18 protein-coding genes are annotated in these 20,185 nt (G+C 54.1%); 7 read left to right on the forward strand and 11 right to left on the reverse strand.

Features of this window, described 5'->3' with window-relative positions; translation table 11 throughout:
- Window positions 1-5 precede the first annotated feature (5 nt).
- On the reverse strand, window positions 6-479 hold the full coding sequence (gene creA / locus OGY33_RS23205) for a protein CreA (RefSeq protein ID WP_003018998.1): 474 nt from the start codon (window positions 477-479) through the stop codon (window positions 6-8).
- A 211-nt stretch (window positions 480-690) separates the two neighbouring features.
- On the opposite strand from creA, the gene robA reads away from it, so the two are divergent.
- Entirely contained in the window at window positions 691-1,560 is an 870-nt protein-coding gene (robA, locus tag OGY33_RS23210; protein ID WP_003829933.1) for an MDR efflux pump AcrAB transcriptional activator RobA, read from the forward strand.
- Here robA and gpmB read toward each other — a convergent pair.
- The gene (gene gpmB / locus OGY33_RS23215; protein ID WP_003019006.1) at window positions 1,557-2,204 is read right to left on the reverse strand and encodes a 2,3-diphosphoglycerate-dependent phosphoglycerate mutase GpmB; all 648 of its coding nucleotides are present in this window, start codon (window positions 2,202-2,204) and stop codon (window positions 1,557-1,559) included. The two genes, robA and gpmB, sit on opposite strands and share 4 nt — an antisense overlap.
- Window positions 2,205-2,256: 52 nt before the next feature.
- Here gpmB and yjjX point away from each other — a divergent pair, with 52 nt between their 5' ends.
- Window positions 2,257-2,772 carry an inosine/xanthosine triphosphatase gene (yjjX, locus tag OGY33_RS23220; protein WP_008786139.1) on the forward strand — a complete coding sequence of 172 codons (516 nt, stop codon included), beginning with the start codon at window positions 2,257-2,259 and terminating at the stop codon, window positions 2,770-2,772.
- Between the two features lie 55 nt (window positions 2,773-2,827).
- On the opposite strand, the gene trpR is transcribed toward yjjX, so the two are convergent.
- Together trpR and sltY are read right to left on the reverse strand one after the other, a co-directional pair.
- On the reverse strand, window positions 2,828-3,154 hold the full coding sequence (gene trpR / locus OGY33_RS23225) for a trp operon repressor (protein ID WP_008786138.1): 327 nt from the start codon (window positions 3,152-3,154) through the stop codon (window positions 2,828-2,830).
- A gap of 89 nt (window positions 3,155-3,243) precedes the next feature.
- Complete coding sequence (sltY, locus tag OGY33_RS23230) at window positions 3,244-5,181, reverse strand: murein transglycosylase (RefSeq protein WP_191238876.1); 1,938 nt, start codon at window positions 5,179-5,181, stop codon at window positions 3,244-3,246.
- A gap of 331 nt (window positions 5,182-5,512) precedes the next feature.
- On the opposite strand from sltY, the gene ettA reads away from it, so the two are divergent.
- A complete protein-coding gene (gene ettA, locus OGY33_RS23235) occupies window positions 5,513-7,180 on the forward strand; it encodes an energy-dependent translational throttle protein EttA (RefSeq protein ID WP_003829940.1) in 1,668 nt (555 codons plus the stop codon).
- A 199-nt stretch (window positions 7,181-7,379) separates the two neighbouring features.
- Here the strand turns inward: ettA and nadR are convergent, their stop codons facing one another.
- The 3 genes from nadR to serB all read right to left on the reverse strand — a co-directional run bounded on the left by nadR (window position 7,380) and on the right by serB (window position 11,132).
- A complete protein-coding gene (nadR, locus tag OGY33_RS23240) occupies window positions 7,380-8,609 on the reverse strand; it encodes a multifunctional transcriptional regulator/nicotinamide-nucleotide adenylyltransferase/ribosylnicotinamide kinase NadR (protein ID WP_003829942.1) in 1,230 nt (409 codons plus the stop codon).
- An 88-nt stretch (window positions 8,610-8,697) separates the two neighbouring features.
- On the reverse strand, window positions 8,698-10,080 hold the full coding sequence (radA, locus tag OGY33_RS23245) for a DNA repair protein RadA (protein ID WP_003829944.1): 1,383 nt from the start codon (window positions 10,078-10,080) through the stop codon (window positions 8,698-8,700).
- Between the two features lie 83 nt (window positions 10,081-10,163).
- Entirely contained in the window at window positions 10,164-11,132 is a 969-nt protein-coding gene (gene serB / locus OGY33_RS23250; protein ID WP_003829946.1) for a phosphoserine phosphatase, read from the reverse strand.
- A 115-nt stretch (window positions 11,133-11,247) separates the two neighbouring features.
- Here serB and OGY33_RS23255 point away from each other — a divergent pair, with 115 nt between their 5' ends.
- On the forward strand, window positions 11,248-11,889 hold the full coding sequence (locus tag OGY33_RS23255; RefSeq protein ID WP_003829948.1) for a YtjB family periplasmic protein: 642 nt from the start codon (window positions 11,248-11,250) through the stop codon (window positions 11,887-11,889).
- A 37-nt stretch (window positions 11,890-11,926) separates the two neighbouring features.
- Window positions 11,927-12,943, forward strand: coding sequence for a lipoate--protein ligase (lplA, locus tag OGY33_RS23260; protein WP_191238877.1), 1,017 nt, complete (start codon window positions 11,927-11,929; stop codon window positions 12,941-12,943).
- Between the two features lie 150 nt (window positions 12,944-13,093).
- Here lplA and deoD read toward each other — a convergent pair whose 3' ends face one another.
- The 4 genes from deoD to deoC all read right to left on the reverse strand — a co-directional run bounded on the left by deoD (window position 13,094) and on the right by deoC (window position 17,530).
- Window positions 13,094-13,813 (reverse strand): purine-nucleoside phosphorylase, encoded by a 720-nt coding sequence (deoD, locus tag OGY33_RS23265; protein ID WP_000224864.1) that lies wholly within the window; start codon window positions 13,811-13,813, stop codon window positions 13,094-13,096.
- Window positions 13,814-14,017: 204 nt separating this feature from the next.
- The gene (deoB, locus tag OGY33_RS23270; RefSeq protein WP_003019037.1) at window positions 14,018-15,241 is read right to left on the reverse strand and encodes a phosphopentomutase; all 1,224 of its coding nucleotides are present in this window, start codon (window positions 15,239-15,241) and stop codon (window positions 14,018-14,020) included.
- 51 nt (window positions 15,242-15,292) lie between these two features.
- Window positions 15,293-16,615 carry a thymidine phosphorylase gene (gene deoA / locus OGY33_RS23275; RefSeq protein WP_003845626.1) on the reverse strand — a complete coding sequence of 441 codons (1,323 nt, stop codon included), beginning with the start codon at window positions 16,613-16,615 and terminating at the stop codon, window positions 15,293-15,295.
- Between the two features lie 135 nt (window positions 16,616-16,750).
- Window positions 16,751-17,530 (reverse strand): deoxyribose-phosphate aldolase, encoded by a 780-nt coding sequence (deoC, locus tag OGY33_RS23280; RefSeq protein WP_003019042.1) that lies wholly within the window; start codon window positions 17,528-17,530, stop codon window positions 16,751-16,753.
- 261 nt (window positions 17,531-17,791) lie between these two features.
- Between deoC and OGY33_RS23285 the strand changes: the two genes are divergently transcribed.
- Both OGY33_RS23285 and OGY33_RS23290 read left to right on the forward strand, forming a co-directional pair.
- Window positions 17,792-19,342 (forward strand): YjjI family glycine radical enzyme, encoded by a 1,551-nt coding sequence (locus tag OGY33_RS23285; protein ID WP_111466148.1) that lies wholly within the window; start codon window positions 17,792-17,794, stop codon window positions 19,340-19,342.
- On the forward strand, window positions 19,314-20,177 hold the full coding sequence (locus OGY33_RS23290; protein ID WP_103014415.1) for a YjjW family glycine radical enzyme activase: 864 nt from the start codon (window positions 19,314-19,316) through the stop codon (window positions 20,175-20,177). The genes OGY33_RS23285 and OGY33_RS23290 overlap by 29 nt, the downstream gene beginning before the upstream one ends.
- Window positions 20,178-20,185: the final 8 nt, after the last annotated feature.

The following is a 20,185-nucleotide window of genomic DNA, read 5'->3' on the forward strand; positions in this document are numbered from 1 at the left end:
CCTTGTTATTGCCGCCACGGCATGATGGGTACCGCACTGATGGCATTTTTGGGCGATCCATCGACCACTTTATCTGAATAGGCCAGATAGGCCAGCGCATTACGTTTCGCATCGTAAAAACGCACAACCTGTAAAGATTTAAACACCAGCGAGGTACGTTTCTTAAATACCACTTCGCCCTGAGCTTTACCGTTCTTGATTCTGTCGCTCAGTTCTACCGGCCCAACCTGCTGGCAAGAGATGGCGGCATCGGAGGTATCTTCCGCCAGCCCCAGTCCACCTTTGATGCCGCCGGTCTTCGCACGACTCACGTAGCAGGTCACATTGGTAACATCCGGATCGTCAAACGCTTCGACCACAATTTTATGATCCGGCCCAAACATTTTGAACACCGTATCGACAGATCCAATCTGCTCCGCATGGGCGACCTGCGCCAACATCAGCAGAATTGAGGAAATGACTAAGCTCTTATATTTCATATTGTTACCATTCTTAAAAGTTGTTCTGCGTAATTATTAAACATTCTAAGATAAAATGTATACAGATCACAGGATTACAATAATCACGCTTTCGTATGTCCGAAAAAAGCACTTATGAGCAAAAAAAACACTGAATGCTAAAACAGCAAAAAATGCTATTATCCTCATACCTGACGTCAGGTACTCGTTGTTGAAAGGATGAGGATATTTTATGGATCAGGCTGGCATTATTCGCGACCTATTAATCTGGCTGGAAGGTCATCTGGATCAGCCTTTGTCGCTTGACAATGTGGCGGCAAAAGCGGGCTATTCCAAGTGGCACCTGCAGAGAATGTTTAAGGACGTGACGGGCCATGCTATTGGCGCCTATATCCGCGCCCGTCGTTTATCGAAATCCGCAGTGGCGCTGCGCCTGACTGCGCGTCCAATTTTGGATATTGCGCTGCAATATCGCTTCGACTCTCAACAAACTTTTACTCGCGCATTCAAGAAACAATTTTCGCAGACACCAGCGCTGTATCGCCGTTCACCGGAATGGAGCGCATTCGGTATTCGCCCGCCAATGCGACTGGGTGAATTTACGATGCCTGCGCACGAGTTTGTCACCCTGGAAGATACGCAACTGCTCGGCACCACGCAAAGCTATTCCTGCTCGCTGGAACAGATTTCAGATTTCCGTCATGAAATGCGTATTCAGTTCTGGCGCGACTTCCTTGCTCAGGCTCCGGCGATCCCGCCAGTGCTGTACGGGCTTAACGAAACGCGTCCGAGCATTGAAAAAGATGACGAACAGGAAGTGTTTTACACCACAGCACTGACGCCGGAACAGGCCAATGGCTATGTGCCGTCGGCGCAGCCTATCCTGTTACAGGGTGGCGAGTACGTGATGTTTACCTACGAAGGGCTGGGAACCGGCGTGCAAGAGTTTATCCTGACGGTTTACGGCACATGCATGCCGATGCTGAACCTGACGCGCCGTAAAGGACAGGATATCGAGCGATACTACCCGGCAGAAGATGCCAAAGCGGGAGATCGCCCGATCAACCTGCGCTGCGAATTCCTGATTCCGATTCGCCGCTAGCGCTGTAGTTCATCCAACGCAGGGGCGTCCAGATGTGAGATGTCCCCTGCCGTTTCAACGACCCATCCCGGCGCCAGCCATAAGCTTTCCTGGTAATCAACGCGAGAAATTGAACAGTTGCGCAGACGCAAGCGACGTTCAGCCCATGCCGGTAATCCCAGAATTGTGCTCACCAGGCAACCCAGCGCGATACCGTGGCTGACCAGCAGTGGACGACTTCCCGGCGGCAGCTCCAGACAGGATGCCAGCGCCGCGTTGACGCGATCGCTCAGCTCCTGCATCGATTCCCCTTCCGGAATACGACCATCCACCGTGCCGTTCACCAACTGGCGACGCCAGCCCTCTTCCTCTGGCGTCAGCGTATCGATGTGACGTTTTTCCAGCACCCCCATATTCAACTCACGCAGACGAGAATCATAGGTGATGTCACAGCCGCAGGCCTGGGCGATGATTTCTGCGGTGCGTCGTGTACGACCAAGATCGCTACTGATGACATGCGTAATACCAAACGAGCGGGCGCGTTCTCCCACCTGCATGGCTTGTTGTTCACCTTTAGCGGTTAGTGGGCTATCTGACTGGCCTTGAATACGTCGCTCGGCGTTCCACTGCGTTTCGCCATGGCGAACAAGGTATACCTGTAACATGCTTTTTTTCCGTTATACTGCGATGCGATGAATTTTCAAACTGAGCTTAATTATGCACAAGGTTATCTCTGCGACCACCAATCCTGCCAAAATTCAGGCAATTCTGCGGGCATTTGAAGAGATTTTCGGGGAAGGATCCTGCCATATTGAACCCGTCGCCGTCGAGAGTGGCGTGCCGGAACAACCTTTCGGAAACCAGGAAACGCGCACTGGCGCACGAAATCGCGTTGATAACGCTCGCCGCCTGCACCCGCAGGCTGATTTCTGGGTCGCCATTGAAGCAGGAATTGACGATGACGCCACCTTTAGTTGGGTGGTGATTGATAACGGCATTCAGCGTGGTGAAGCCCGTTCAGCCACGCTGCCATTGCCTACTGTCATTCTCGACAGAGTCCGTAAAGGTGAAGCACTCGGCCCGGTGATGTCGGACTATACAGGTATTGATGAGATTGGCCGTAAAGAAGGCGCAATCGGCGTTTTTACCGCGGGCAAGCTGACGCGCTCAAGCGTCTATCACCAGGCGGTGATTCTGGCGCTCAGCCCGTTTCATAACGCGGTGTATTTATAGCATTGTGCCGGATGTTCAATCGTAGGCCGGATAAGGCAAAGCCGCATCCGGCGGATCAATGTTTCCCGAGCAACACCTGCTCCAGCCACTGACGCAAATCCACCGGTGCGGATTTGAGGCTGTTCGACCCTCGCGTAATAGTGGCAATCCCCGCCCCGAGCTCGTTTTTAAGCTCACGCTGGCTCATCTCGCCGCGCAGCAGCTCTTCAATGATACGCACACGCGTGCCCAACGCTTCACGCTCATCCGGCGTTAACATTAAATTGAGCAGCGGCAGGTGTAAATCTTGTTCGTAGGCGTGTTTAAGCAGATCGACAAAACGTAACCACTCCTGGTGACGTTGTTCTGCCATCTCTGCTGAATAGGGTGATTGCTGAGTCATAAGATATCGCCATCGTTGCGGGGGAAGCGTGCTTGCTTCCCCCTTTTGTACTCTTTAACGAGTACGATAGCATAACACAATCGACACGATCAGTAACGACGTTGCCATTCTGCGTCGCTCATCAACTCCGGTTTATCGCCGAGGAAATAGCGATAGTACGCATCATAAGCCAGCACATTCTTCACGTAACCACGCGTCTCTGAGAATGGAATACTTTCGACAAACGCCACAGCATCAATGCGGCCAGCGCTATTGCCAAGCCAGGTGCGAACGCGTCCCGGACCGGCGTTATAGGCTGCCGACGCAAAGATGCGGTTATTGCCGAATTGCTGATATACGTACTGCAAATAGCTGGTACCAATGTTGATGTTGGTATCAGGATCCAGTAGCTGGCTCGGACTGCTGTAACCTGGAATCGAGAACATTTTCACCGTATGCGTCGCCGTGCCTGGCATAATCTGCATCAGCCCGCTGGCGCCGACCGGTGATTTCACTTTCGGGTTCCAGGCGCTTTCCTGACGCGCTATCGCCATCGCATAACTTGGCTGAATATCCTTGCCGCTGGTGTAACGGGTAAACAGATCTTTATAGGCCAATGGGAAGCGCTCTTCCAGATGATCCCACAGCTTACCGGCGATCGTCGCCTGAACGCTCAGATCCCACCAGTGATTGTTGAACGCGTAACGTGCCAACTGAGCCTGCTCGGACTTGGTACGGCTGGTAACCAGATTCGCCCATTCACTGCGCGCGGTATTATCCATGTTCCAGTACATTAGCTCGCGTACGCGTGCCATTTCTGGCCCCTGAGTCAGCGCAGAATCAACGTTCGCTGGCGCTTTATCCACTTTCAGCTCGTACTCTTCGCCCAGCCGCTGTGCCGCCACCATCGGATAGAAACCACGCTGCTGCATGAGCTGGTGCAGTATCTCTTTGGCTTCCGCATCACGTCCGCGCTCCAGCAGCAGATCAGCCTGCCAGTAGCGCCACTCGTCTTTTTCTTTTGCTTCCATTGGCAGACGCGCCAGCCACGTATTCAGGCCACGACGATCGCCGGTTCCCAGCGCCATGCGCACGCGACGCTCCACAAGCGAGGTGGAATTGGAGCGCATAATCGCATCATCACGCCATTTGGCCTGCTCGTCGGTGACGTCATTGCCCATCAGACGCCAGGCAACAATATCGCGTAGCTCCTGGGTTTGCTCGTCATTAAGCTGTTGCGCCTGTACCAGGGACGGGATCATCAGGCGGGCGTTTTCCACATCCTGACGCGCCACGCTGGCAAAGGCGACCGCCGCCATCTGTCGGGTGAAATCCGTGGCACCAGTGGTGCGAGCAAAAGTCATCACCGAATTCGGATCGTTGGCCAGCGAGATGATCGCAGAGGCAATGGTTTGGTATTGTGCGGGCATCTGTCCGGCCAGCGCCGTCACCAGACCGGTATTCCCGGCTTTCATCGCCAGACGAATACGCTCCAGATACGCCAGCGGATCCTGAGTGCCTGAGGCGCGCCATACGCCAAATAATTTGTCACAGGCGTTCGGCTGACTTTTCCCGGTCAGCCACAGATCTTTCGCGCCCCGCCAGGCCTCTTCGGTTTGCCCGGTACTCCATTTCGCGAAGTAATAGTTGCATTGCGCTTCCGTGGTACCCGGTTTTTCCGGGCTAAACGCCAGCAGTCCACGCCAGTCTTCGCGGCGCGCCAGTTCATTCACAAAACGCGATTGCAGAGTACGCGCCGGGGGCAGCGTCGGGTTGGCGCGCACAAAATTGGTGACGGTAATGGTCGGCTGATTCATCAGATCGTCAGTAATCTGACGATATTCCAGATAGGGATACAGAGGATAGTTCTTCAGGCCGGGCATCATCTGCTCTACGACATCCATCTGTCGGTTATCCCAGGCCTGCTTAATTTGCGCATAGCGATTGCGCTGCTCATCCAGGGAATCGGCTCGCGCCACTTGACTGACCGTCAGCAGACATACGCTGGCTGCCAGCAGGCGCCAGGTAAATTGATTGGCTTTGTCCACAAGCTCTTCCTCTTCTCATGTTACGTCTGTGCAGCATCATGCCGCTTAATTAATTCATGCTAACCAGACATTGCAGAATGCGCCACGTCACGGACACTTTTTTACTTTTGTTGCGAGTGGGATCTGCTGGCTGGGATTGGGCAATGAAAAAGGCTACACTTCGCCTTTGATAACTATTTACCAATAATTAGCCCTAAATAATTCAAGTTGCAGCAAGGCGGCGAGGAAGTGAATCCCCTGAGCGTACAAAAGTACGTGACTGGGGTGAACGACACAGCCAACGCATCTGCGGCTTGAAGTATGACGGGATAAACATAGAGGCGAGTCCAACGTGGCCCAATTCGTTTATACCATGCATCGTGTCGGCAAGGTCGTTCCGCCGAAACGTCATATTCTTAAAAACATCTCACTGAGCTTCTTCCCTGGCGCCAAAATCGGTGTTCTCGGTCTGAACGGTGCGGGTAAATCTACCCTGCTGCGCATCATGGCCGGTATTGATACCGATATCGAAGGTGAAGCTCGCCCACAGCCAGGCATTAAAATCGGTTACCTGCCGCAGGAACCAAAACTGAACCCGGAACATACCGTTCGTGAATCCGTTGAAGAAGCGGTTGCCGAAGTGGTTAGTGCACTGAAAGGTCTGGATGAAGTTTACGCCAAGTACGCCGAGCCGGACGCCGACTTCGATAAACTGGCCGCACAACAGGGCAAGTTTGAAGAAATTATCCAGGCGCACGACGGCCATAACCTGAACGTGCAGCTTGAGCGTGCCGCTGACGCCCTGCGTCTGCCGGATTGGGACGCTAAAATTGAGAATCTCTCCGGTGGTGAACGCCGCCGCGTTGCGCTATGCCGCCTGCTGCTGGAAAAACCAGACATGCTGCTGCTCGACGAACCGACCAACCACCTGGATGCGGAATCCGTCGCGTGGCTGGAACGCTTCCTGCACGACTTCGAAGGCACCGTAGTGGCGATTACCCACGACCGTTACTTCCTCGACAACGTTGCGGGCTGGATCCTGGAGCTGGACCGTGGTGAAGGTATTCCGTGGGAAGGTAACTACTCTTCCTGGCTGGAGCAGAAAGATCAGCGTCTGGCCCAGGAAGCCTCTCAGGAAGCGGCTCGCCGTAAATCCATTGAGAAAGAGCTGGAGTGGGTTCGTCAGGGCGCTAAAGGCCGTCAGTCTAAGGGTAAAGCCCGTCTGGCACGCTTTGAAGAGTTGAACAACACCGAATACCAGAAACGTAACGAAACCAACGAACTGTTTATTCCTCCTGGAGCACGTCTGGGCGATAAAGTCGTTGAAGTCACCAATCTGCGTAAATCCTACGGCGATCGCGTTCTGATCGACGATCTGAGTTTCTCCGTACCGAAAGGCGCAATTGTCGGCATCATCGGTCCGAACGGCGCGGGTAAATCTACCCTGTTCCGTATGATGTCCGGTCAGGAACAGCCTGACAGCGGCACCATCACGCTGGGTGAAACCGTCAAACTGGCCTCCGTTGACCAGTTCCGTGACGCCATGGACAACAGCAAAACCGTGTGGGAAGAAGTTTCCGGCGGGCTGGATATCATGCGAATCGGCAACACCGAGATGCCAAGCCGTGCCTACGTGGGCCGCTTCAACTTCAAAGGTGTGGATCAGGGCAAACGCGTCGGCGAGCTGTCCGGTGGTGAGCGTGGTCGTCTGCACCTGGCGAAGCTGCTGCAGGTTGGCGGCAACATGCTGCTGCTCGATGAACCAACCAACGACCTGGATATCGAAACCCTGCGCGCGCTAGAAAACGCCCTGCTGGAATTCCCGGGCTGCGCGATGGTTATCTCGCACGACCGTTGGTTCCTCGACCGTATCGCCACCCACATTCTGGATTACCAGGATGAAGGTAAGGTTGAGTTCTTCGAAGGTAACTTTACCGAATACGAAGAGTACAAGAAACGTACGCTGGGCGCCGATGCGCTGGAGCCGAAACGTATTAAGTACAAGCGTATTTCTAAGTAATTAGCGTTAAGTGCCGGATGGCGGCGTTACGCCTTATCCGGCCTACGAGGTTAGTGCGACTTGTAGGTCGGATAAGCACAGCGCCATCCTGTCTACGAGGTTAGTGCGACTTGTAGGTCGGATAAGCACAGCGCCATCCTGTCTATGAGGTTAGTGCGACTTGTAGGCCGGATAAGCGCAGCGCATCCGGCATTAAAATCTAACGCTGCTCGCCCATCAACTCTTTCACCAACTCCACGCAGCGCAGGAAGCGGCCGTCGTAGTCAGGCTCCTGAACGTGCACAAAATTGATATTGTTTTCCTGCAGCATCTCGACCAGCAGCGTCTGAAACGCTTTTCTGTCAACTGAGCTTCCAAGGCTGCGTAAGCCATCCGCCACCCATGGGGTGTTATTTTCCAGCAGGATCACCAGGTCGAAGCGATACTCGTCAATCAGCGCTTGCACAAACGGATGTTCACGCCCTTCATACTTTTTACAGAAGGCCTGAGTGGTCACGAAATCGGTGTCGATGAATGCCACTTTATTGGCGTACTTAACAGCAAAATCGATGTATTGCGCTTGTCCCAGGGCGATTTTATCGTAGTCAGAATACTGCAACGCCATCTCATCGCCGCCCAAATGGGAGAAGACATAATCACGCCCGTATTCCCACGCACTGGTGGTGTTAAAGATATTGGCGAGCTTGTTCACCAGCGTCGATTTACCGCTCGACTCCCCGCCGAGGATCGCCACGGTGCGCACGAAAAACGGCTTCACTTCAGTCGGAATATACTCCCAGTAGCGAAACGGGTTTTCACGGATTTGCCCACCGCTAATGCTCATAAACGTTCGCTTGGGATCCACCAGCACAGTTTCGATCCCCAGATGTTCGAGATACTGCGGGGCATCTGATTCTTCAGAGGTGTAGATCCAGTTTGGCTGGATCCCTTTCTCCTGCATAAACGTTTTGATCCCGTTGCTCCACACGTCCCAGCCGTGCGGATACGGCTCCATGCCTTCTTCGTTGAAGGCATGAATACGGATATTTTTCTGATACTTAAAGGTTTGCAGCAGCCAGCGTAAACGATCGGGTACCGTAGGCTGTTGCGACATGGCACTGTCTTCAAACAGGCTGCGATCGCGCGTGTCGTCATAGCCCATGATGATATGCAGTTCATCGACCTGGCTACAGGCGCGCTGGATAAGATAGATATGGCCGGTGTGCAGCGGATAAAACTTGCCGAATACCACACCGATATTTTTCTGCTGGCGCGGAAACTCCAGACCGAGAAAGCGGTGCAACGCCTCCAGCTTCTGCGCGCTGGGGCTTTTGATTTTGGCATTCAGCAGTTGGCTTAGGTATCCCTTGGTCATGCCACTGGCATCCGCCACCTGTTGCAGGGTACAGCCCTTTTGCTTTATGGCGGTTTTCAGATATTCAAATGACACAAGAGCCTCCTGCTGGAAAAATCGCGTAACACTGCCTGATGGCGCTTCGCTTATCAGGCCTACAAAATCGGTACGTACAGGTATTTGATTATAGGTCGTCAAACACGCTTAACGCATCCGCAAGCTTCTTAACGCCAAAGACCTGCATGCCTTCCGGTACTTTTTTCGGTACGTTAGCGGCAGGGACAATCGCCCGGCGAAAGCCGTGCTTCGCCGCTTCCGAAATACGCTCCTGCCCGCTGGGTACCGGACGGATTTCGCCCGCCAACCCCACTTCGCCAAAGACCACTAAATCCTGTGGCAGCGGTCTGTCACGCAGGCTGGAGACCATTGCCAGCAGCAACGCCAGGTCGGCGCTGGTTTCAGTGACTTTTACGCCGCCGACTACGTTAACAAACACGTCCTGATCCGCCATCTGCAAGCCACCGTGACGATGCAGCACCGCCAGCAGAATCGCCAGACGGTTCTGTTCCAGACCGACCGCCACGCGACGCGGGTTCGCCATCATTGAGTGATCGACCAGCGCCTGAATCTCTACCAGCAGCGGGCGCGTACCTTCCCAGACCACCATCACCGAACTGCCGGAGGTGACCTCATCGCCACGGCTTAAGAAGATAGCGGAAGGGTTGCTGACTTCACGCAGGCCCTGTTCAGTCATGGCAAAGACGCCCAGCTCATTCACCGCACCAAAACGGTTTTTATGGCTACGCAGAGTACGGAAACGAGAATCGGCGTCACCGTCGAGCAGTACCGAACAGTCAATACAGTGCTCCAGCACCTTCGGCCCGGCCAGCGAGCCGTCTTTGGTGACGTGGCCGACCATCACAATCGCCACGCCGCGCGTTTTGGCAAAACGCGTCAGGTAAGCCGCCGTTTCACGCACCTGCGCCACGCTGCCCGGCGAAGACTGGATATCCGCCATGTGCATTACCTGAATGGAGTCGATCACCATCAGCTTCGGCTGTTCTTCTTCGGCAATCAGGCAAATTTGTTCGATACTGGTTTCCGACAGCATATTCAGATTCGCTGTCGGCAAACCGAGCCGGTGCGCTCGCATCGCCACCTGCTGCAGTGACTCTTCACCGGTGACGTACAGAGTTTTCATCTGCTCAGCGAGCTTGCACAGCGTTTGCAGCAGCAGCGTTGATTTCCCCGCGCCGGGGTTACCGCCAATCAGAATAGCGCTGCCGGGTACCACACCGCCGCCCAGTACGCGGTCAAATTCTTTAAATCCAGTGGAAAAACGCGGCAGTTCTTCAAGGCTGATGTCAGACAGCTTCTGCACTTTTGCCACGCCCGCATTCCCGGCATAGCCACTGAGCCGCTCGTTACGCGCCACCGTTGGCGATGCGGCAAGGCGCACCTCGGTAATGGTATTCCAGGCCTGACAGGCGCTGCATTGCCCCTGCCAGCGCGGGTAATCGGCCCCGCATTCATTACAAACAAAGGCGCGTTTTGGAGCTTTGGCCACGTTTTACCTCTTTCGTTAACGCTTTTGCCGGATGGCGCAGGCGCTTATCCGGCCTACGGACACCTTGCCATCGGGCAATTTAATCATTTCTGGTTCATGCTGCCGGAGAGAATGCAGAACACGCCCATCAGGTCAGCGTGGCGGATAGTAATCTCCGTCTTTTCATTCACTTTCGGTTTGGCATGATACGCAATGCCCAACCCTGCGGTTTTGATCATCGGCAGATCGTTAGCACCGTCGCCGATCGCCACCGTCTGCGCCATCGGGATCTCATATTCTTGTGCCAGGCGGGTCAGGGTATTGGCTTTGTACTGGGCATCGACGATATCGCCGATCACGTTGCCGGTAAATTTACCGTCCATGATCTCCAGCTCGTTTGCCACAGCCGCCGTCAGACGCAGTTTATTACGCAGGTAATCGGCAAAGAAGGTAAAGCCGCCAGAGGCAATAGCCACTTTCCAGCCGAGCGTTTCCAGTTTTAACACCAACTGTGTCAGGCCTGGCATCAGCGGTAGCGTTTCGCGCACCTGGTGCAGAATATTGGCATCAGCGCCCTTCAGCGTCGCCACGCGACTGCGCAGGCTGGCGGTAAAGTCCAGTTCGCCGCGCATTGCGCGTTCCGTGACTTCCGCAACCATCTCACCGGTTCCAGCCAGTTTAGCAATTTCATCAATGCATTCGATCTGGATTGCCGTTGAGTCCATGTCCATCACCAGTAAACCCGGTGTGCGCAGATGCGGAATTTTACCTAGTGGCGCAACATCCAGTTTGGCATCATGCGCCAGTTTTGCCGCGCGCGGCGTTAAAGAACCCGCCAGGCGAATCACCTGATAATCCTCGACGCACCAGGCAGCAACAATCACCATCGCCGCACCCAGTTTGCTCTGGTATTGCGTTAAACGTTGTTTATCCAGCCCACGACCGTACAGCAGCCAGCCACTGCGGCCCGCGTGGTAGTCCAGCGGCATGACTTCATCGCCACTTAAAGAGAGAGGCAGACCTGGCCACAGAGAAACATCTTCAGGTAGATCGCACCAGGTTATGTTAGGCATTAAAGCTCCTGTAAAATCGTTCGGGTCGGAATCATCAGGGGAAAATAACGCATGAGGCTACCCTGTAACCAGCGCTTCTGGCAACATTAAGTCTCAAATTTTCAGCAGGTGGAATATGGCTCGCGCAAAACTGAAATTCCGACTTCATCGTGCAGTGATTGTATTGTTCTGTCTTGCGCTGCTTGTCGCCCTGATGCAGGGCGCATCCTGGTTTAGTCAAAGTCACCAGCAGCAGCGTAATCCGCAGCTCGAAGAGCTGGCCCGTACGCTGGCCCGCCAGGTGGCGCTAAATGTTGCTCCGCTAATGCGTACCGAAACGCCGGATGAAAAACGCATCAAAGCGGTACTCACACAGCTGACCGAAAGTAGCCGTATTCTGGACGCTGGCGTGTACGATGAACAGGGAGACCTGATTACGCGCACCGGCGAGAGCGTCAACGTTCGTGACCGACTGGCGCTCGACGGCAAAAAAGCCGGGGGTTATTTTAACCAGCAGATTGTCGAACCCATTCAGGGGAAAAATGGTCCGCTGGGCTATTTGCGTCTGACGCTGGATACCCACACCCTCGCCACCGAGGCGAAGCAGGTAGATAACACCACCAATATCTTACGCCTGATGCTGCTGCTGGCGCTGGCGATTGGCGTCGTGCTCACCCGTACCTTATTGCAAGGCAAGCGTACCCGCTGGCAGCAATCCCCTTTCCTGCTGACCGCCAACAAACCGGTGCAGGAAGAAGACAACGAGAAAAAAGAGTAAAAGCAGTAAAAACTGTAAAACAGAAGGGAAATCAACCATGACTACACTACGCCTGCTTATCTCAGACTCTTACGATCCGTGGTTTAACCTCGCGGTCGAAGAGTGCATTTTTCGCCAGATGCCCGCCACGCAGCGCGTCCTGTTCTTGTGGCGTAACGCCGATACGGTGGTGATTGGCCGGGCGCAAAACCCGTGGAAAGAGTGTAATACCCGCCGTATGGAGGAAGACAACGTGCGGCTCGCCCGCCGTAGCAGCGGCGGCGGCGCGGTGTTCCATGACTTAGGCAATACCTGCTTTACCTTTATGGCCGGTAAACCGGAATACGACAAAACCATTTCCACCGCGATTGTCCTCAACGCATTGAATTCTCTGGGTGTGACGGCAGATGCCTCCGGGCGTAACGATTTGGTTGTGAAAACGCCAGACGGCGATCGCAAGGTTTCAGGCTCTGCTTATCGGGAAACGAAAGATCGCGGATTCCACCACGGCACGCTGCTGCTAAATGCCGATCTCAGCCGCCTGGCAAATTATCTCAATCCCGACAAAAAGAAACTCGCAGCAAAGGGGATCACCTCTGTCCGCTCACGGGTGGCGAATTTGACGGAGCTGTTACCGGGCATCACCCATGAACAGGTCTGTCAGGCCATCACGGAAGCCTTTTTTGCTCATTATGGCGAACGCGTTGAAGCGGAAGTGATCTCACCAGATAAAACGCCGGACCTGCCAAATTTTGCCGAAACCTTTGCCCGCCAGAGCAGTTGGGAATGGAATTTTGGTCAGGCACCTGCTTTCTCGCATCTGCTGGACGAGCGTTTCACCTGGGGTGGCGTTGAGCTGCATTTCGACGTCGAAAAAGGTCATATCACGCGCTCACAGGTGTTTACCGACAGTCTCAATCCCGCGCCGTTAGAAGCGCTGGCGGAGCAGCTACAGGGCTGCCAGTATCGCGCCGATGTTTTACAGCAGACTTGCGAAGCGCTGGTTACGGAATATCCGGATCAGGAAAGCGAGCTGCGTGAACTGGCGGCGTGGGTGGCGAAGGCCGTGCGTTAAGCGATTAGTGGCGAATTGCCGGATGGCGGCTGCGCCTTATCCGGCCTACAAGACCGCTCCTGTAGGCCTGATAAGCGAATCGCCATCAGGCATTAATAGCGGCATTCCCGTAGGCCCGGTAAGCGAAGCGCCGCCGGGCCATAACAACCCTTACTCTTTATCGCCCAGCAGAACGGATTCCAGCGCGATTTTGATCATGTCGTTGAAGGTCGTCTGACGTTCAGCGGCAGTGGTCTGCTCGTGAGTACGGATATGGTCGGAAACGGTGCAGATGGTCAGCGCTTTTGCACCAAATTCCGCAGCAACACCGTAGATGCCCGCAGCTTCCATTTCCACGCCCAGCACGCCGTATTTTTCCATCACGTCGAACATTTCACCGTCCGGAGAGTAGAACAGGTCAGCAGAGAACAGGTTGCCCACGCGTGCGTCTACACCCAGTGCTTTTGCCGCATCAACCGCGTTACGCACCATGTCAAAGTCAGCGATAGCAGCGAAGTCATGATCTTTAAAACGGATACGGTTAACTTTGGAGTCGGTGCAAGCGCCCATACCGATAACCACGTCACGCAGTTTAACGTCCATACGCACAGCGCCGCAGGAGCCTACGCGAATGATTTTCTTCACGCCGAAATCGGTGATCAGCTCTTTGGTGTAGATGGAGCAGGACGGGATACCCATACCGTGACCCATAACGGAGATCTTACGGCCTTTGTAAGTACCGGTGAAACCTAACATGCCGCGAACGTTGTTCACTTCACGAACATCTTCGAGGAAAGTTTCAGCAATATGCTTTGCACGCAGCGGGTCGCCCGGCATCAATACGACGTCAGCGAAATCACCCATTTCTGCATTAATATGTGGAGTTGCCATTTTTTGTCCTTATTTCGTTGTTATTGCCTGATGGCGGCTACGCCTTATCAGGCCTACAAAACGTATGCAAAACAGTGAAATACCCTAAGGATTTCGCGTTGTAGGAAGGCGACGAATTCGTGAATCCCCGGGAGCATAGATTCACTATGTGGCCGGGGTGAGCGAATGAAGTCAACGCATCTACAGCGCGAAAGACAACGGGTATTACAGCATGTTTTTACCGTAGTCCATCGGTGACGTACCAAAGTAGCTCGCCAGCGTCTGACCGATATCTGCGAAGGTTTCACGGTGACCTAAAGAACCTGGTTTCACTTTCGGGCCGTAGACCAGTACCGGGATGTGTTCACGGGTGTGGTCAGTGCCGGTCCAGCTTGGGTCGCAGCCGTGGTCAGCGGTCAGGATCAGAATGTCATCTTCACCCACCAGCTCCATCAGCTCAGGCAGACGGCGGTCGAACAGTTCCAGGCCCGCAGCATAACCGGCGATATCGCGACGATGTCCCCAGGAAGAGTCGAAATCAACGAAGTTGGTGAAGACGATGGTCTTATCACCTGCTTCTTTCATCTCTTTGATGGTGGCGTCGAACAGCGCGTCCAGACCGGTGGCTTTCACTTTTTTGGTGATGCCGCAGTTAGCGTAGATATCCGCGATTTTACCGACGGAAACCACGTGACCGTCTTTTTCGTCGACCAGTTTCTGCAGCACGGTCGGTGCTGGCGGCTCAACGGCCAGGTCGTGACGGTTACCGGTACGCTGGAAGTTACCGGCTTTATCACCGATAAACGGACGTGCGATAACACGACCGATGTTGTAACCACCTTCGGTCAGCTCTTCACGTGCGATTTCGCACAGCTCGTAAAGTTTATCCAGGCCAAACGTCTCTTCGTGGCAGGCAATCTGGAACACGGAGTCAGCGGAGGTATAGAAAATCGGCTTGCCGGTTTTCATATGCTCTTCACCCAGCTGATCCAGGATCACGGTACCGGAAGAGTGGCAGTTGCCGAGGTAGCCTGGCAGGTTGGCACGTTTTACCAGTTTATCCAGCAGTTCCTGCGGGAAGCTGTTTTCATGATCGGAGAAATAACCCCAATCAAAAAGAACCGGGACACCCGCGATTTCCCAGTGGCCAGACGGCGTGTCTTTCCCGGAAGAAAGTTCATGCGCCCATGCGTAGGCACCAATCACTTCCGCGTTACCGTCCATACCAGCAGCAATTTTACCGGTAGAACCTTCGTGAGCTTTCACCAGGCCCAGACGGGTCAGGTTAGGCAGATTCAGTGGACCTTTGCGACCATTGTCAGCTTCACCTTTCGCACAGGCTTCTGCAATGTGTCCCATAGTGTCTGAACCTACGTCGCCAAAGCGATCCGCATCTTCAGTCGCACCAATACCAAAGGAGTCCAGCACCATAATAAATGCACGTTTCATCTTGTTCTCCATACATCTGCGCCGCAAAAAAGCGATCAGATCAGTATACAGTTATTCGGTAATACGACGATAGACTGTCGGTGTAATTTCTGGCGCTTTATCGTCAAGGCTAATTGCCGCTTTGACCGCTTTCGCCGCTTCCTGCCAGCTGGCTTCGTCTTTCGCGTGGATCACCGCCAGCGGGCGTTGTCCGTCTACGCTGTCGCCCAGACGCGCCATATCGCTAAAGCCAACGCTGTAATCAATGGTGTCCGAAGCCTGACGACGACCGCCGCCCATGGAAACGACCGCCATCCCCAGCGCGCGGGTATCCATCGCGCTGACAAAACCTTCGGTATCAGCATATACCGCTTTGCTGAGCATTGCCGTCGGCAGGTACTTCGCATAATTTTCCACAAAATCGGTCGGGCCTTTTTGCGCCGCAACCATGCGACCAAAAATCTCTGCCGCTTTACCGTTGTCCAGCACGGTCTGCAATTTCGCACGGGCTTCGGCGTCATCTTTCGCCAGATTACCGGAGATCAGCATTTCCACGCACAGCGCCATGGTGACGTCTAACAGACGTGGATTGCGGTATTCACCGGTCAGGAACTGCACCGCTTCGCGAACTTCGACCGCGTTACCTGCGCTGGAGGCCAGCACCTGGTTCATATCGGTTAGCAGCGCGGTGGTACGTACACCCGCGCCGTTTGCCACACCGACAATCGCTTCAGCAAGAGCTTCAGAAAGCTCGTAGGTCGGCATAAAGGCACCGCTGCCCACTTTCACATCCATCACCAACGCATCCAGCCCTTCCGCCAGTTTTTTCGCCAGAATGGAACCGGTAATCAGCGGGATGGAATCCACCGTCGCGGTAATATCGCGGGTGGCATAAAAACGTTTATCCGCCGGTGCGAGCGAGCTGGTTTGCCCAATAATCGCCACACCCACGTCTTTAATAATTTCACGGAAGCGCGCGTCGTCCGGGAAGATGTCAAATCCAGGAATCGCTTCCAGTTTATCGAGTGTACCGCCGGTATGCCCCAGGCCACGCCCGGAGATCATCGGAATATAGCCGCCGCACGCTGCGACCATCGGGCCTAACATCAGTGACGTTACGTCACCTACACCGCCGGTAGAGTGTTTATCCACAATCGGGCCGTTCAGCTGCAGGCTTTTCCAGTCCAGCACGGTTCCTGAATCACGCATTGCCATGGTCAGCGAAACTCGCTCAGGCATTGTCATATCGTGGAAGAAAATGGTCATCGCCAGGGCGGCGATTTGCCCTTCAGAGATGGTGTTGTCGCGAATACCATTGATAAAGAAACGAATTTCTTCATCGCTCAGCGCATGACCATCACGTTTTTTACGAATAATTTCTTGTGCGAGAAACACGGTAACCCCCAGGGGAAAAGAGTAGAAGGCCGTTGTAGGCCGGGTAAGCAACGCGCCACCCGGCAGTCGTCTTAATGCCGGATGGCGGCTACGCCTTATCCGGCCTACGTCGCTACAGCTCCGGCAATATAAGGCTTAGTAGCTGCTTGCGCTCTTGCCGTCGCCGTGACCCAGCGCTTTCAGCAGACTCGCCAGCAGGCTGGATGCGCCAAAACGGTAGTGACGAGAATCAGCCCAGTCAGCGCCAAACAGTTCATCGGCAATCGCCAGGAACTGCTGTGCATCTTCTGCAGTGCGCACGCCACCAGCCGGTTTGAAACCTACAGTTTTAGAAACACCCATGTCGCGGATCACTTCCATCATGATGCGTGCGCTTTCCGGCGTCGCATTGACCGGCACTTTACCGGTAGAAGTTTTGATGAAATCAGCACCGGCTTTGATGGAGATTTCAGACGCTTTGCGAATCAGTGCTTCTTCTTTCAGCTCACCGGTTTCGATGATGACTTTCAGCAGCACGTTTGCCGCCGCACACGCGTCTTTACAGGCTTTAACCAGATCGAAACCAATCTGCTCGTTACCGGCGATCAGCGCACGGTACGGGAACACCACGTCAACTTCATCTGCGCCGTAAGCAATCGCCGCGCGGGTTTCAGCCAGCGCAATCTCGATGTCGTCGTTGCCATGCGGGAAGTTGGTTACGGTTGCAATGCGGATGTCCGGCGTGCCCTGCTCTTTCAGGGTCTTACGCGCAATAGGGATGAAACGCGGATAGATACAGATTGCGGCAGTGTTGCCAACCGGGGTCTTCGCCTGATGACACAGCGCGATCACTTTTTCATTGGTGTCGTCATCATTCAGGGTAGTCAGGTCCATCAGTTTCAGTGCACGCAGGCTGCTTGCTGTTAAATCGGTCATAACATTCTCCAACGGCATCGCCGTATAAAATTTCACCTTGCGAGTTTGTTAGTATTCTAACATCCGCTCGCTATTACACTTCGATATACATCACAGTTAATGAAAACCACATACAGATTTGCATTACTCTAATGAGATCTACTTCAAATAAATCACCTTTTCTAAAGGGATGCGGTGGCATCAGGCGCATCCGGATCAAAGGTTGCGGCGGCGTTGCTTTCTACAATGGCGTTACACCTTCGGGATAAAAAGGAATCAACGATGCCCACTTCAAGCGAACTCGCGCTGCAACAGCGTTGCCAACAAATCGTGACCAGCCCAGTGCTCAGCCCTGAGCAGAAACGCCACTTTCTGGCGCTGGAAGCTGAGAACGCGCTGCCTTACCCGCAACTGCCTGCACAGGCACGTCAGGCGCTGGATGATGGGGTAATCTGCGATATGTACGAAGGTCATGCCCCGTTCAAACCGCGCTATGTTTTACCCGATTACGCGCGTTTTCTGGCCAATGGCTCATCGTGGCTGGAGCTGGAAGGCGCCAGGGATCTTGATGACGCGTTATCCTTACTCACTATTCTTTACCACCATGTTCCGTCAGTGACGTCTATGCCGGTTTATCTCGGTCAGCTCGATGCCCTGCTGCAACCGTATGTTAGAATTCTAACACAAGACGAGATCGATATTCGAATAAAACGTTTCTGGCGTTATCTCGACAGAACCCTGCCAGACGCGTTTATGCATGCCAATATCGGCCCCGCCGATACACCAGTTACTCGTGCAATTTTACGCGCAGATGCAGAGTTAAAGCAGGTATCGCCTAATCTGACATTCATTTATGACCCGCAAATCACACCTGACGATCTGCTGCTCAACGTGGCGCAAAATATCTGCGAGTGCAGTAAGCCGCATATTTCTAACGGCCCTGAAAATGATAAAATTTTCACAAAAGGTCAGTACGGTGTCGTCAGTTGTTACAACTCTTTGCCGCTCGCCGGGGGTGGAAGCACGCTGGTCAGGCTTAATCTGAAAGCCATCGCAGAGCGCAGCACCTCTGTCGATGACTTCTTTACGCGCACCCTACCGCACTACTGCCAGCAGCAAATCGCCATCATTGATTCACGATGTGAATTCCTCTATGAGAAATCACATTTCTTTGAGAATAGCTTCCTCGTGCAGGAAGGGTTGATTGATCCCGAACGTTTTGTGCCTATGTTCGGGATGTATGGTCTGGCGGAGGCGGTTAACCTGCTGTGCGATAAGGCGGGACAGAATGCGCGCTATGGGAAAGATGAGTTCGCCAATCAGCTCGGCTATCGTATTAGCGCCTACCTGGCGGAGTTTGTCGAAAACACCCCGGTGAAATATGGCTGGAAGCAGCGCGCGATGCTGCATGCACAGTCGGGCATCAGTTCTGACATCGGCACCACGCCAGGGGCACGCCTGCCTTACGGCGATGAGCCGGACCCGATCACCCATCTGCAAACCGTCGCGCCACATCACGCGTTTTATCACGCCGGGATCAGCGACATTCTCACGCTGGATGAAACCATCAAGCGTAATCCTCAGGCGCTGGTGCAGTTGTGCCTCGGGGCGTTTAAAGCCGGAATGCGCGAGTTTACCGCCAACGTGAGCGGCAACGATCTGGTTCGCGTTACGGGTTACATGGTGCGCCTGTCAGATCTGGAAAAGTATCGCGCCGAAGGGTCACGAACCAACACCACCTGGCTTGGCGAAGAAGCCGCGCGCAATACGCGCATTCTGGAACGACAACCTCGCGTGATTAGCCATGAACAGCAGATGCGCTTTAGTCAGTAGGCTGATTCCTTTCTCCTGCGTCGATGGGCCGGGCAGTCGTCTGGCTCTCTTTCTGCAAGGATGTAATCTGCGCTGTAAAAATTGCCACAATCCGTGGACGATGGGACGCTGCAACGACTGCGGGGAGTGTGTGCTGCATTGCCCGCATGAGGCGCTGAACCTGAGCGCGGGGAAAGTGTGGTGGCAGTCCGATGTGTGTCAGCAGTGTGACACCTGCCTGCACATGTGCCCCCAGCAGGCCACGCCGATGGCGCAGAGTATGAGCGTTGATGAAGTGCTGCAACATATTCGTAAAGCGTCACTGTTTATCGAAGGGATAACCGTTAGTGGCGGTGAAGCGACTACCCAGCTCCCCTTTATTGTGGCGCTATTTACCGCGATAAAAACCGATCCGCAGTTGCAACACCTGACCTGCATGGTCGACAGCAACGGCATGCTGAGCGAAACCGGCTGGCAGAAGCTGCTGCCTGTGTGCGACGGAGTAATGCTGGATTTAAAAGCCTGGGACAGCACGTGTCATCGGCAGCTTACCGGCCGCGATAACACGCTGATTAAACAAAGTATTACCTTTTTGTCCAGGCAGAGAAAACTGGCGGAACTCCGCCTGCTGGTTATTCCTGGTCAGGAAGATTATCTACAGCATATCGATGCGCTGGCGACGTTTATCAAACGCACCGGTGACGTACCGGTACGGCTGAATGCCTTTCATGCGCACGGGGTGTATGGCGAAGCGAAGGACTGGCCGAGCGCCACGCCGAAGGATGTGGAACACCTGGCGCAAAGATTGCGCGAGCGCGGGGTGGATAATTTGATCTTCCCGGCGCTGTACCTGTGATTGCCGGA

The sequence above is a fragment of the Citrobacter sp. Cpo032 genome (assembly GCF_030332975.1).
Lineage (GTDB): Bacteria > Pseudomonadota > Gammaproteobacteria > Enterobacterales > Enterobacteriaceae > Citrobacter > Citrobacter portucalensis.

Coding starts and splice junctions, on each gene's coding strand:
- yjjX (WP_008786139.1), top strand. CDS start 2,257: ATGCACAAGGTTATCTCTGCGACCACCAATCCTGCCAAAATTCAGGCA.
- deoD (WP_000224864.1), bottom strand. CDS start 13,813: ATGGCAACTCCACATATTAATGCAGAAATGGGTGATTTCGCTGACGTC.
- robA (WP_003829933.1), top strand. CDS start 691: ATGGATCAGGCTGGCATTATTCGCGACCTATTAATCTGGCTGGAAGGT.
- deoB (WP_003019037.1), bottom strand. CDS start 15,241: ATGAAACGTGCATTTATTATGGTGCTGGACTCCTTTGGTATTGGTGCG.
- OGY33_RS23285 (WP_111466148.1), top strand. CDS start 17,792: ATGCCCACTTCAAGCGAACTCGCGCTGCAACAGCGTTGCCAACAAATC.
- gpmB (WP_003019006.1), bottom strand. CDS start 2,204: ATGTTACAGGTATACCTTGTTCGCCATGGCGAAACGCAGTGGAACGCC.
- deoC (WP_003019042.1), bottom strand. CDS start 17,530: ATGACCGATTTAACAGCAAGCAGCCTGCGTGCACTGAAACTGATGGAC.
- creA (WP_003018998.1), bottom strand. CDS start 479: ATGAAATATAAGAGCTTAGTCATTTCCTCAATTCTGCTGATGTTGGCG.
- lplA (WP_191238877.1), top strand. CDS start 11,927: ATGACTACACTACGCCTGCTTATCTCAGACTCTTACGATCCGTGGTTT.
- OGY33_RS23290 (WP_103014415.1), top strand. CDS start 19,314: ATGAACAGCAGATGCGCTTTAGTCAGTAGGCTGATTCCTTTCTCCTGC.
- serB (WP_003829946.1), bottom strand. CDS start 11,132: ATGCCTAACATAACCTGGTGCGATCTACCTGAAGATGTTTCTCTGTGG.
- trpR (WP_008786138.1), bottom strand. CDS start 3,154: ATGACTCAGCAATCACCCTATTCAGCAGAGATGGCAGAACAACGTCAC.
- OGY33_RS23255 (WP_003829948.1), top strand. CDS start 11,248: ATGGCTCGCGCAAAACTGAAATTCCGACTTCATCGTGCAGTGATTGTA.